The 11,540-nt window shown below is 52.8% G+C and carries 14 protein-coding genes and 1 pseudogene; 1 reads left to right on the top strand and 14 read right to left on the bottom strand.

What is annotated here, in order from left to right; genetic code table 11:
• Positions 1-9: 9 nt before the first annotated feature.
• Positions 10-279, bottom strand: a pseudogene (locus FQ182_RS30265) (IS110 family transposase); the annotation flags it as partial.
• 167 nt (positions 280-446) lie between these two features.
• Here FQ182_RS30265 and FQ182_RS13990 point away from each other — a divergent pair.
• Positions 447-1,697: a hypothetical protein gene (locus FQ182_RS13990; protein ID WP_149415296.1), complete on the top strand. Its 1,251-nt coding sequence runs from the start codon at positions 447-449 to the stop codon at positions 1,695-1,697.
• Positions 1,698-2,089: 392 nt separating this feature from the next.
• Here the strand turns inward: FQ182_RS13990 and FQ182_RS29780 are convergent, their stop codons facing one another.
• The 13 genes from FQ182_RS29780 to FQ182_RS13925 all read right to left on the bottom strand — a co-directional run bounded on the left by FQ182_RS29780 (position 2,090) and on the right by FQ182_RS13925 (position 11,539).
• Positions 2,090-2,254 (bottom strand): hypothetical protein, encoded by a 165-nt coding sequence (locus tag FQ182_RS29780; RefSeq protein WP_178114453.1) that lies wholly within the window; start codon positions 2,252-2,254, stop codon positions 2,090-2,092.
• A gap of 12 nt (positions 2,255-2,266) precedes the next feature.
• Positions 2,267-2,635: a cation transporter gene (locus FQ182_RS13980; protein WP_149415295.1), complete on the bottom strand. Its 369-nt coding sequence runs from the start codon at positions 2,633-2,635 to the stop codon at positions 2,267-2,269.
• A gap of 190 nt (positions 2,636-2,825) precedes the next feature.
• On the bottom strand, positions 2,826-3,119 hold the full coding sequence (locus FQ182_RS13975) for a heavy-metal-associated domain-containing protein (protein WP_149415294.1): 294 nt from the start codon (positions 3,117-3,119) through the stop codon (positions 2,826-2,828).
• A gap of 354 nt (positions 3,120-3,473) precedes the next feature.
• Positions 3,474-4,130, bottom strand: a complete 657-nt coding sequence (locus FQ182_RS13970) for an isoprenylcysteine carboxylmethyltransferase family protein (RefSeq protein ID WP_034114912.1) — start codon at positions 4,128-4,130, stop codon at positions 3,474-3,476.
• Positions 4,131-4,141: 11 nt separating this feature from the next.
• Complete coding sequence (locus tag FQ182_RS13965; protein WP_149493998.1) at positions 4,142-4,498, bottom strand: DUF2933 domain-containing protein; 357 nt, start codon at positions 4,496-4,498, stop codon at positions 4,142-4,144.
• A gap of 45 nt (positions 4,499-4,543) precedes the next feature.
• On the bottom strand, positions 4,544-4,897 hold the full coding sequence (locus tag FQ182_RS13960) for a cupredoxin domain-containing protein (protein ID WP_034114914.1): 354 nt from the start codon (positions 4,895-4,897) through the stop codon (positions 4,544-4,546).
• 27 nt (positions 4,898-4,924) lie between these two features.
• Complete coding sequence (locus tag FQ182_RS13955; protein WP_080758784.1) at positions 4,925-7,228, bottom strand: heavy metal translocating P-type ATPase; 2,304 nt, start codon at positions 7,226-7,228, stop codon at positions 4,925-4,927.
• 66 nt (positions 7,229-7,294) lie between these two features.
• A complete protein-coding gene (locus FQ182_RS13950) occupies positions 7,295-7,699 on the bottom strand; it encodes a MerR family transcriptional regulator (RefSeq protein WP_034114930.1) in 405 nt (134 codons plus the stop codon).
• Between the two features lie 934 nt (positions 7,700-8,633).
• Complete coding sequence (locus tag FQ182_RS13945) at positions 8,634-9,950, bottom strand: MFS transporter (protein ID WP_034114915.1); 1,317 nt, start codon at positions 9,948-9,950, stop codon at positions 8,634-8,636.
• Positions 9,947-10,219: a DUF5676 family membrane protein gene (locus tag FQ182_RS30260; RefSeq protein ID WP_034114916.1), complete on the bottom strand. Its 273-nt coding sequence runs from the start codon at positions 10,217-10,219 to the stop codon at positions 9,947-9,949. Before FQ182_RS30260 ends, FQ182_RS13945 begins: the two co-directional genes overlap by 4 nt.
• Before the next feature lie 94 nt (positions 10,220-10,313).
• The gene (locus FQ182_RS13935) at positions 10,314-10,472 is read right to left on the bottom strand and encodes a DUF2933 domain-containing protein (RefSeq protein WP_080758785.1); all 159 of its coding nucleotides are present in this window, start codon (positions 10,470-10,472) and stop codon (positions 10,314-10,316) included.
• Positions 10,473-10,510: 38 nt separating this feature from the next.
• On the bottom strand, positions 10,511-10,945 hold the full coding sequence (locus FQ182_RS13930; protein WP_052229594.1) for a hypothetical protein: 435 nt from the start codon (positions 10,943-10,945) through the stop codon (positions 10,511-10,513).
• Positions 10,946-11,041: 96 nt separating this feature from the next.
• On the bottom strand, positions 11,042-11,539 hold the full coding sequence (locus FQ182_RS13925; protein ID WP_034114917.1) for a TPM domain-containing protein: 498 nt from the start codon (positions 11,537-11,539) through the stop codon (positions 11,042-11,044).
• Position 11,540: the final 1 nt, after the last annotated feature.

Genomic DNA, 11,540 nt, shown 5'->3' with positions numbered 1-11,540 from the left:
GTCGTTTCAATCGGCCTTGTTACACCGCCGACAGGGTTACATAACTCGCATGCAGCAGGAGCACTTGATCCCCGAGTGATTTCGCTACGCGGGCCCGGTAATGCGCCGTGTTGCAGGCTTCCATTACCCACTACCGACTCGGACTGATCATGTACATATTGTCCAAACACCGTTCGGCTCAGCCGCTTCCGCTGACTCACCTGACCGACACAGACCCAGACACTCGCTCCCAGCAATTTGGTAAACGGACTTGGCCAAATCAACTGTAATTCGCTTGATCATCGCTGCTACCCTCCAGACCTCGTGTCACACGCAAGAGGTGCGAATAAGTGTGGCGCAGGAGAGTCAATTACAGCACTTAAATCGTTCGCTTTGCCCACTGGGGCCGGCTAAAGCCAGCCCCTTAACCTGAGCGTTATGTGCAATGGCAAGTTTAAGAGAGATAAATGAGCATGAATTTACATGAGTTAATTATCAGATATAAGAAGGACGATGAATCAGTATTCAACACTTGGTTTGTTAATAACGATGAGCGCCTTAAAGCCTTTCGTTCAATTCGACGCGGCATTCACACCATAATACAGGACATCAAGACAAAAGAGTTTGGCAACGACTTTAAGCACTCCAGTTTAGAATTTGTACTTAACTGCATTACCGAGCAAAAGCAAATATTTATCGGCGCTTCACACGCCTTCTACTGGAAACCAAAACTTAGAATTCCAGATATATATGAAAACGAAGAGAATAAAGTAGCATTCGGACAATTCCTTGAAAATGTCATCAAGGCTAAAAAAGAAGAACAAGTACTAAAGGAAATAATTCTACTTGATCAATGTGGCATCAAAGGGCTGGGGCCAGCCGTCGCCAACATTATTTACTTTCTACATCCGGAAATAATACCTCCATTCAATACTGCAATCGTTAATGGGTTTAATTATTTATTCAAAGAGAACGTTAAGCTGGGCTCGTGGAAAGAATATCTTCGTATGCGGGAAGTAATTCTAGAAAAAAACACTCAGTACAGAAGTGTATTCTCTAAAGATCTTGGCGCATTTTCTGGTTTCTTGTTTGACATCGGCCTTAAAAAAATCATGATCGGAGATGAGGGTGCTCTTTCCGAGAAAGAACAGGAAAAAATTAATAAATTAATAAAAAAACGCCATAAAGAAGTTGCTGATGAAAAAGAGGAGGAAAATTTGCATACAGAAATGCAATATCATCTTCTGAAAATCGGCCACTCGTTAGGTTATGATGTAATTAGCGCATCAAATGACCGATCGAGATGCCATGCAGGCAATAATTTTTCATTTATTAGCTTGCCAAAATTCCCCTATATCGGAATTGACAAAGAAACAAATAACACCATCGCTCTAATTGACGTAATTTGGTTTGAAAAAGACACCAACAAAATTGTATGTGCTTTTGAGGTGGAAAAAAGCACGTCCATATACTCCGGAATTCTTCGTCTTACGGACTTGCACTTTTCCTTTCCGGAAGATCCTTCCTCACTATTCCTTATAGTTCCAGACAGCAGAGAGCAAGAGCTAATATCACAATTGAGCCGCCCTGCAATTAAAAATAACAATATTGAAATTAGCTATATCGTATTTTCGGAATTGCGTAAGCACTGCGATGCAATTTGCAAACTTGGCGACAACAAAGAAATTTTAAAGAAAATTGCAAGAGTCGTTGGGTGAGTATGGCTTGCTAATCACCTGTCTATCAACTTCAAGACACTGCGATTGACCGCACCTAAATCAGGGCGGCATCACCAACTGGCGCAGTTCTCAGGAGGTAACCAACCTGATTGGCAGCATGAGTCGAGGCGGTAACTGTCACGAAAATGCCGTAGCTGAGAGCTTTTTTCAGCTGCTGAAGCGGAGTTAATCAAGAGGCACACCTACGGCACGCGGTTGGATGCCAGCCCCCGGTGGCGCTTACTTGGGTAAACAGTAGCTCCTCAGCGTCCAGATCAAGAGCGCGCTCAATGCATCTCAGCAGATCATCGGTAGGGCTCAGATTCACTGCCCTACCCCAGGCCAGACAATCCCGACTTCACTACCCGCCAACACCCGATCATCCACTACGTTCAAACTGGCAATCCACGCGGGCGCGCAGCCTTTGTCAGTACCCTGCTGCTGGCCGAAAATCCTTCGGCGCGATACACATGGCAATCACTGCGCATGTACCACACAGGTTCCTGCTGAGTGTCGATGCCCATGTCCACCAGAACCAACGGGGAGTTAGCATCCATCATCATCTCCAGTTAAGGCTTGCGCTTAGCCCCCGGTGGCGTTTGATGGCAGCTCCAGGGCTGGTGCGCGGCGTTATCTTTGACGTTCTGATCGACAAAACGGTAGTGACCCTCCTTGAAATGCGTCCACCAACCGTGCCCCACCTCAATCTGGAACTGGCCCAACACCTCCTCGACACAGTCGATGCTGATGCGTGAGGCATCGTAGGCCAGGTTCAGCACCTGTGATTTCTCGTCGTAAGACACGCCATCCAAGCCGTAAATGTTGTCGATTTCTTTAATCGCGTCCTCAACGCGCCCCAGGTTCTGAGGTGCAAGTTTGAGGTGGCGCACGACCAAATTGGTTTCTGAAACGCCCAGACGATGCTTGCTTTCGCTCATCATTAACCCCCATTGGGTTCCAATCGTTTGACTGCAGATACACTATTGACAACGGCGCCCACGGACAGATCGAAGCGGGCCAACGGCACTCTGACCCGCTTCGATAACCCTGCCCATCAGGGTTATCGGTGGTGTAATCGGCTTGCCCATTTCCGTCAGCACCTGCGCCGGGAAATATGACCACTTACAACTAACAGCACCCGCCTTTGCTCTTGCCACTGCCGCTACCACAATGCCCGCTCTGAGCTGGAGCTGGAGCGGGTGCCGGTTCGGCATTGGCGCGAGCCGAGTAACCGGCAGTAACGACTGCCGAGACGAGATCGGCCGTACTGACATAAGCCGGGTCGTAGGTAACCGTCGCTTGCCCCGCTTCCAGGTAAACGGCGGCTGATTGCACGCCGTTTACCTGTATTAATGCTTTTTCCACACCGGCCACACAGCTGCCACAGTGCATGCCATCAATCTTAATAATCAAAGTTTCCATTGGTTTTTCCTCTGTCTCTTTCACGTTATTAGCTCCATCGCTGCAAGCAGCACGCTGGTCGTCAGCTGTTAGTCATGGGCATGGTCAGTCTGACTATTATTTGCCGAGCCCATCGGCATCATCATGCTCATACGAGCATCGATTCACTTATGTTTTTTTCTATCAGCACTTGGCGTTTTTCCGCATTATGTTTCTTGCTTTACTTCAGCCATCATTTTTTCATTCCATGCATGTGTTCATGTGTTCATGCGTTTTCATCATCTGCGCCTGGTCCATCATCATTGGCACCAACGGGGGTGGCTACTGCGGCGGCGATGGCGATGCTAGTAATTAACTTTTTCATGACTGCCTTCCTCAGGTTCTGTCGACATTGGGTAGAGAGGTTTTGATCATGGGAATCCAGGCCGGTGTGTTGTGCATATATGCGCGGTATTCGTCGCCAAACTCAGCTAACGCCATTTGCTCTTCGCGTTTGGCGAGTCGCAAATAAACCACCACCAATATTGGAAACATCACCAGCGTGGGGAGCGTTGGCCACTGCAATAAAAAGCCGAACATAATCATAATAAAAGCGATGTATTGCGGGTGGCGGCAGCGGGCATACCAGCCAGTGCTAGCAAGTGATCGGGTTTGTTGGGCCTTGTGCAATACCGCCCACGCCGAGGAGAGCATAAAAAATCCCAGTACGATGACTACGTTGCTGGCAATATGCAGCGGATCCCAGTGGGCGTTACCCTCAAAGCCCAAAAGGGTATGCCACAGATGGCCGTTTTCATGGGATAGGAAATCCACCCCCGGATATTTTTCAGCCAGCCAGCCCGACAAAAAATAGATACTCAGTGGAAAGCCATACATTTCGGTGAACAGCGCGACCACAAACGCAGAGAATGCGCCTAGGCTGCGCCAATCGGCCTTGGTTTGCGGCTTGGTAAAGCTGAACGCAAAAAAAATGAAAATAGCGGAATTTATTATTACTAAAGTCCAGAGACCATAAGCGGACTCATTGTGCATAACCTAGCTCCTTAGTGTTGATGGTGGTCAGTCTGGCGCTTGCCTGTATCCAGCCCGCGCTGATAGGCGGCGCGCTCGGCGGCACTGTCTCCGGACATAGTCTTGGGCGTATCTGCACCGCCCTGCTCATGCCCACCATGCCCACCATGCCCACCATGCCCACCATGCCCACCATGCCCACCATGCCCACCATGTCCACCGTGCATAAAAATATGCATCAACGGGCACAGCAAAATGATTAGGAACGGCAAAAATACAAACACATGCTGGCGATGCTCCATCAGCAAAAAATAACTGACCGCACCAATCAGACCCAGCGCTGCTAATCCTTTAGGCGACCACCAGAAAGAACTTTTTTCGTTACTCATATTCGGCCTCTACGCTAAAATAAAAACACTGGCCCACCGCCTGCCTTATTTCACGTGCAAGGCACCGCGATACATTTGCATTTGGCAATGAAAGGCATAGTCCCCTGCCTTCAGCGCTGGCAGAGCAACTTGTATGGGTTTGTTCAGCGGCAGTGTCTCGCTGATATCTAAGTCAGGCCACAACACTAACTCGGCACAGGGCGTTGCATCCTTGCGCAAAAAGGTAAGGTTGATTGGGGTATTGGCTGGCACTTGAATATTGGCCGGTGTATAGCCGCCATTTTCCACGACGACCATCAAACCTTGCTCGCCCAGGGCGACTTCCTTCGGCTTATACAGCCAGAACCACCAAACAATCAGGGCAATCAGGACCAGCCCTGCAATATTGATTAGCCACATGGTGAAATCCCTCGTGCTATACGACAGTTAATGTTCCTGCGCCTTGAACAGGCGCAGGCGATTGGCATTGGTAACTACGGTGACGGAGGAAAATGCCATGGCGGCGCCAGCGATGACGGGGTTCATTAGCACGCCTAGCACCGGAAACAACACGCCGGCCGCTACTGGCACACCGGCAACGTTGTAGATAAAAGCCCCAAACAGGTTTTGCTTGATATTGCGCAGGGTGGCCTTGCTCACTGCAATCGCATCGGCCAGTCCGTGCAGCGACCCACGCATCAGGGTGATATCCGCGCTTTCAATCGCCACATCGGTGCCCGTGCCGATGGCAAAGCCAACATTGGCCAACGCCAACGCCGGAGCATCGTTGATGCCATCCCCGGTCATGCCAACAATTTCATTTTGCATCTGCAATTCGGCCACTTTCTTGGCCTTGTCTGCGGGTTGAACTTCGGCAAAAAACTCACTGATGCCCACTTTTTCTGCCACGGCTTTGGCGGTGGCGCGGTTGTCACCAGTGAGCATGATCACGCGAATGCCGTTGTTCTGCAGGCGCTTGATAGCCGCAACGGAATCCTCCTTGATGGGGTCGGCCACCGCGATGATGGCGGCAAACCGACCATCCACCGCAAAATACATGGGCGTTTTAGCTTCACTGGCTAGGCGCTGGGCCGCTTCAATGAATTCACTGACATTGATACCGCGCTCGCGCATCAGCTTTTCATTGCCGAACAGCAACGCCTGGCCGGCGACCCGTGCCTCTACACCCTGACCGGCGATGGCATTGAACGATTCGACCTTGTCGAGGGTTAAGTTGCGCTCCTTGGCCGACTCAACAATGGCCATCGCTAACGGATGTTCTGATCCGGACTCCACACTGGCCGCCAGTTGCAGCACCTGCTCCTGATTAAAATCGGCCTGGGTCACAATGTCGGTCACCTTGGGGGAGCCTAGGGTGATGGTCCCGGTCTTATCCAGAATCATGGCGGTGATCTTCGACGCGGTTTGCAGCGCCTCACCGTTGCGAATCAGGACACCCGCCTCAGCCGCTTTGCCCACCCCTACCATCACCGACATCGGCGTAGCCAGGCCGAGTGCACAGGGGCAGGCAATAATCAGCACAGTCGTGGCTGAGACTATGGCAAGAGCGATGGCCGGTTCCGGCCCGAAGTTCAGCCAAGCCAGCGCACTCAGCACTGCGATGATCATTACCACTGGCACAAAGTAGGCCGCAATCACATCGGCCATGCGCCCGATGGGCGGTTTGGAGTTTTGCGCACGCTTGACCATATTGATGATCTGCGCCAGCGCCGTGTCTTTACCCACGCGGGTAGCTTTGAAAACCAAGGTGCCGGTTTTGTTCAGGGTACCGGCCGCCAGCTTGTCGCCCGTAGACTTCTCCACCGGCATCGGTTCGCCAGTCAACATGGATTCATCGACGGCGGTATGGCCTTCCTGGACCTCTCCGTCCACCGGGATTTTTTCACCGGGGCGCACGCGCACCAAATCGTTGAGCAACACCTGCTCGATTGCAATGTCCAGTTCTTCGCCGTCGCGAATCACTCGTGCGGTTTTGGCTTGCAAGCCGATCAGGCGTTTGATCGCCTCACTGGTGCGGCCACGCGCTTTCAGCTCTAGCGCCAGCCCCAGATCGATCAGACCGATGATGATGGCGGTGGCTTCGAAGTAGACATGGCGCGCCATCAGCGGCACTGCATCTGGTGCGAACACCACCACCATGGAGTAGAGCCATGCCGTGCCAGTACCCAAGGCAATCAGGGTGTCCATATTGGCCGAATGATTTTTAAAGGATTGCCATGCCCCCACGTAAAAGTGACGGCCCGACACAATCATCACCGCAAGCGTCAGCAGCCCCACCACCAGCCAGACAACGCGCTCGACCGTGGTGGTAATCGTCATCTCGCCCACCACCAGGCTGTAGATCATCAGTGGCACACCCAGTGCCAGCGCGATCCAGGTTTTGCGCATCAATCTTTGGTAATAGGCCAAGTCAGCTTGTTCTTTCTCATCGAGCACATCGCTTTCCGACTCACTGGCCATATTTTTGGCGTTGTAGCCGGCCCGCTCCACCGCTTTCACCAACAACTCGGTAGCCGCACTGCCCTGTACCTGTACCGTGCGGTTGGCGAAGTTCATTTCTGCCGATTGCACGCCAGGCACGGCCATGAGCGCCTTTTCAATTTTGCCAACACAACTGGCGCAGCCCGCTCCTTCAATAATCAGGCTTTGACTGCTCGCAATAGCAGTCGCTTGATTTTCGGCAGGTGTCAGATGACCGTGATCGTGGAAAGCCGGAGGACTGTGATTCATGGTTGGGTCCTTATTATTGACGTCAGAATTAACAGCGCAGGGTCGCCTGCAAGCTAAGCCCGGGCTTTACAACGTAAAGCCTTCGATCAGATGGCAGATGCTGTTGCCACTGGGCTGCCGGTCCGGCCTACTGCCCCATTCGTTGAGTGCAGCGAGCATGCGCTTGCGCAGTTTCTGCATATCCTCAAACCGTTGCGTAGTCTCCTGCAGGCGCAGGGCAATCAGGTGGCGCACCGTGGGGCAGGCGCTTTTACCTCCATCGGCCTCAGCCAGTATTTGCGCAATATCGGCCACAGAAAACCCCAGTTGCCGTGCACTTAAAATAAACCGGAGGCGGTTTTCGTCGCGCTCGCGATATGACTTATAACCATTTGATTGGTCTTTGCCGGGTGTTACAAAACCAGCGCGGGTGTAGTAGCGAATAGTGTCGTCGCTAACTCCGAGCTTTTTGGCCAACTCGTTAACACGCATTGTTATCTTCCCACTGAATATTGCGATACAAACACTGTGGGCCATCTCGGCAAACTGCATTTGATCCAAATCAATCTATAGCGTCAAACCTAGGATTAACTCGCCACTCATTGATACGTTTTACACCTGTGTGTAAGACACAGGTCAAGCACCGGATCCTTTGCAAATAGGCACTTGAGATCGATGCCGCCGTGTATACAGCACCATTAACCGCCATGGATTTAAAGTTGCACCGACACCCTTGACTATTTCCCATGTAAATACCAAAAGTTCAACCAAGTGTTCATGGTCACATGCCTTGACAAGGTTTCCTTACAACTTGCTTAAGCTAAGCTTACATTTCTGTAAGCTTCAGATTTAAATAATTGATTTGCCCATACTTTAAGACTATATCGGCGATAACTACTTGCACCTGAGAACTTCCGGCATTGCGATGCGTAGGGTGGCTTCATCCCACCAACTCTGTTGCGCCAAGACGTTCAGGCGGGCGCACTTATTGTCGTCCGCGTTGACCACGATCCTGGGACTTTAAGAGTGATGCGTCTGTTCCAGCAGCGCATCGCGCGCACTCGAGTATTCCCCCCAGTGGCTCAGCGCCGTCTGGTCGATCGATTTCAGTTCATCGATGCACACTAGGTAACCTTACCTGACAGAGGCATGAGGCATGAGGCATGAGGCATGAGGCATGAGGCCAAGATTGTGATTCTGTAAGCTACGGATTGCTTTGATCGATTCACTGCATTCTCAAGGCGCACGCAATGCTGAATGCACCGCATAAAGCCCTTGATAGCCGCAGATTAGCCAGAACTAAAACTTACTGACAGAGGCTCAGAGCAGTTGGCGGTAGACCGTGTATTGACCAGGACTGATACTCTCCAGCCATACCCTCGGTGACGCCTAAATTCTGTTGATTATCGACGTGGTAACAGCGGGCCTAGATGGCGGGAGTCGTTGCGGACGGCTCACTCGTCATGCCGCCCGACTTGGGGCTTGGGGCGGCTGCGACGGCAACGACCGTCCACCATCCCGACCTTACCAGCAGCAGTATTAGCATCACCATCAGGGGTAGCGTCAGCCAGCCATAGCTGTGCTGCGCCAACACTCCGAAGAGCCAACCTCCTGCAGCCGAGCCCAGGGTCTGGCCAAGACCCGATGCTGCGGCTAGACCGCCCATAACGGCACCCAAGCTGTTCGGCGCGGCGCCTGCGGCCAGGTAGGTGATGACCGGAAGTACCAGACCTATACCCGCCGAAGTCAGGCTGACACCCAGGTACATCCAAGCGCCTGAACGACCGGCCGCCAGCACCGTCAAACCAAAAATCGCGAGGACAAGCCCGATGCCGATGAGGGTTCGCGCCGCGCGTTTCTCCAGTAACGACGTAACGAAGAGCACGGCGTTTACGCCCAGCATGACAAGGCTGCACTCGGCCAGCATGAGCGCCGCGTGCCGAGGGGACTGTTGCAGCACAAGACCGAGTTCAAAGCCCGCCAGCACGAACATCACTACTCCACTGAGCCACAGCAGCGCGGTTGGCTGAGCGCGGACCAAGCTTGCCGGCTTGGTTTGGACGGCAGCCTCAACGACAGGCGACGAGGGCAAAGTGCCAGCCAGCCCGAGCATCATCATCCCGCCTAGCAGGGCTGATAGAACCAGCACGAGCTTCGCTGATAGCGCCGTGTTAACCACTCCGTCGACAAGTAGTAATCGCCCGACACCGTTAGCTACCTCGATCAGTGCGGGACCGAACAGAAATCCCAGCAGTGACATGGCTCCCAGCCACGCGAAACGCCGCGCGCGCTGCTCCACCGGCGTGTGTTCGGCGACCAACGCCGCGACGACAGGAACGACCGCGGCGACGAAGAAGCCGGTCGCAGCGCGCAGCACATATATCCCCACCAATCCGACAATCGCTGGGAACAACAAGAGCAATTGACTGATGACGTAGCCGGCGAGCCCGATTAGCAGGATCCGGCCGCGCCCGACTCGATCCGAAGCGATCCCCCAGAGCGGCGCCCCCAGCAGCACACCGGCCGCATACACACCACTGAGAAAACCAACGTGCTTGCTGACTTCAATGTAGCTTATGCCGGGCAGCATTGAGGTCAACCAGCCTGGCAAGACGGGTATTAGCGCCCCATAGCCGGCGGAGACGCTGAAGACAGAACCCGCCAGCCACGCTAGCTGGACAGCCCGCAGCACATCTGGTCCAGCGGTCTTTCTAGAGCTACTGGCAGCGATGGTTTGTTTCACTTCTGTACGTCCGGCGCAGCCCACAAGCGGGTGAGCAAGTTGTAGATGGGCACGAACACCAGTCCGACATAGGCCCCGTAAAGAAAGCTCTCGATCAAACCTAGGCAGAAGCCCCAGAAGGTAAGCCACTTGAACGCTGGCAGAACCATCTCCAAGAATGCAGCCATGCGTAGGTTCGCCGGCACGATCAAACCATAGATGACGCATAGCACGAAGCTGATGGCGGCGAAGAGTCCGAGCGACCAACTGACAATTTTAATATTCAGCATTTGTCTTGCTCCTTATGGGCTTCGAACTGGCAGTGCTCGCGACGCTGGTGAGCATTGTTTGCGTGAACATTGGAGCGCGAGTGAGCTCGGTCACTCAGTGCCGATGGCCGCCTGACTTCGTCTTCACCGCGCTACTTTGCTTTGCGCTGTTTTCTTTATCCACACTGCCGTGACCGCCGTGACCGAACAGGTGCATCGCGATAAAGGCGATGAAGATCAAAATCCAAAACCAGTTTTCTGTCAGCCACACCATGACGTTTCTCCTTCAGGGGTTGTCGATGTGTCTATACGTCAAATGGCCCTTGCATCATCCATCCTAGCCATCGATTGCATATCATCTGAAGCTTGGTTTTTAGCGCTTTCATATAGATCTATTAGCGCTGGGTTGCTCGTCTCCAGCACCACCTTCGTTTTTTCCATTTCTAAAGACAAACCATGCGCCACGACGAGAAATTTATCTGTTCTGATGGCTTGCTCATACTCGATCACGCGGTCCTTCGGGATTCCAATCCTGGATAGCGCTGCGTCAAATGCGGCCACACTGCCGAATAAAGCGGAACCCTCGACGACCGCCATTATCATTCCATCTAAGCGCCCTAACCCCACGATACTGAAACGCTGCGTATCGAAGCCATCGATAGCGAGTTTACGGACAGCCACCACAGCATCACCATGGTTGGTGAAGGCGGCGATTAGCGTGCTTTCATACTGTGTTTGGTGTTGCATGTCTCGACTCCTCGCATGAAAAGCTGAACGACTGGTCAGCCAAGGCGCATGTTTCCACGCTGCGCTGACATCGGTATTTTTATGAAGTGCTCAGCCTTACAGCAGCACCGGCTTGTCAGGCAATTCATTCGCGTTGCAGCGCTCAGAAGGAAAGTGCAGAAGTAGGTGCTGCGTTACTGCCTGCACGCCACTGAGCACGCCAGCTTCGAAATTTCCCTGGCTGAAGGCGTCCTCCATTTGGCGACAGACCTTGCTCCATGCCTGCACGTCCAGCTTGGCGTTAATGCCGCGGTCAGCAACGATTTCCACGGCCCGATCGGCAAACAACAGATAGATCAGTACGCCACTATTATCTTCGGTGTCCCACACACCAAGTTGCGAGAACAGTTCAATCGCGCGGTCGCGGGTAGACTGCCCATTAAGCAGCGCCGCAGCGCTTAGCCCACCTTCGAGCGCGAAGCGGATTTCTCCGGCATGTACGACCTCGCTCGCCTTGATGGCCGCTTCAATCTTACTCAATGTACTCCCTGGAAAGATCCGCCTGAGTTGCCTGTCAGTCACCAACAAGTGATTTATGACCCGTTTAAGCTTCATT

Origin of the sequence: Pseudomonas sp. ANT_H4 (assembly GCF_008369295.1) — a bacterium.
Lineage (GTDB): Bacteria > Pseudomonadota > Gammaproteobacteria > Pseudomonadales > Pseudomonadaceae > Aquipseudomonas.
The sequence above is the reverse complement of the archived record's forward strand: the minus strand, read 5'-3'. Positions and strand labels throughout refer to the sequence as shown.

Coding starts and splice junctions, on each gene's coding strand:
- FQ182_RS13990 (WP_149415296.1), top strand. CDS start 447: ATGAGCATGAATTTACATGAGTTAATTATCAGATATAAGAAGGACGAT.
- FQ182_RS29780 (WP_178114453.1), bottom strand. CDS start 2,254: ATGGATGCTAACTCCCCGTTGGTTCTGGTGGACATGGGCATCGACACT.
- FQ182_RS13980 (WP_149415295.1), bottom strand. CDS start 2,635: ATGAGCGAAAGCAAGCATCGTCTGGGCGTTTCAGAAACCAATTTGGTC.
- FQ182_RS13975 (WP_149415294.1), bottom strand. CDS start 3,119: ATGGAAACTTTGATTATTAAGATTGATGGCATGCACTGTGGCAGCTGT.
- FQ182_RS13970 (WP_034114912.1), bottom strand. CDS start 4,130: ATGCACAATGAGTCCGCTTATGGTCTCTGGACTTTAGTAATAATAAAT.
- FQ182_RS13965 (WP_149493998.1), bottom strand. CDS start 4,498: ATGAGTAACGAAAAAAGTTCTTTCTGGTGGTCGCCTAAAGGATTAGCA.
- FQ182_RS13960 (WP_034114914.1), bottom strand. CDS start 4,897: ATGTGGCTAATCAATATTGCAGGGCTGGTCCTGATTGCCCTGATTGTT.
- FQ182_RS13955 (WP_080758784.1), bottom strand. CDS start 7,228: ATGAATCACAGTCCTCCGGCTTTCCACGATCACGGTCATCTGACACCT.
- FQ182_RS13950 (WP_034114930.1), bottom strand. CDS start 7,699: ATGCGTGTTAACGAGTTGGCCAAAAAGCTCGGAGTTAGCGACGACACT.
- FQ182_RS30260 (WP_034114916.1), bottom strand. CDS start 10,219: ATGCTGAATATTAAAATTGTCAGTTGGTCGCTCGGACTCTTCGCCGCC.
- FQ182_RS13935 (WP_080758785.1), bottom strand. CDS start 10,472: ATGGTGTGGCTGACAGAAAACTGGTTTTGGATTTTGATCTTCATCGCC.
- FQ182_RS13930 (WP_052229594.1), bottom strand. CDS start 10,945: ATGCAACACCAAACACAGTATGAAAGCACGCTAATCGCCGCCTTCACC.
- FQ182_RS13925 (WP_034114917.1), bottom strand. CDS start 11,539: ATGAAGCTTAAACGGGTCATAAATCACTTGTTGGTGACTGACAGGCAA.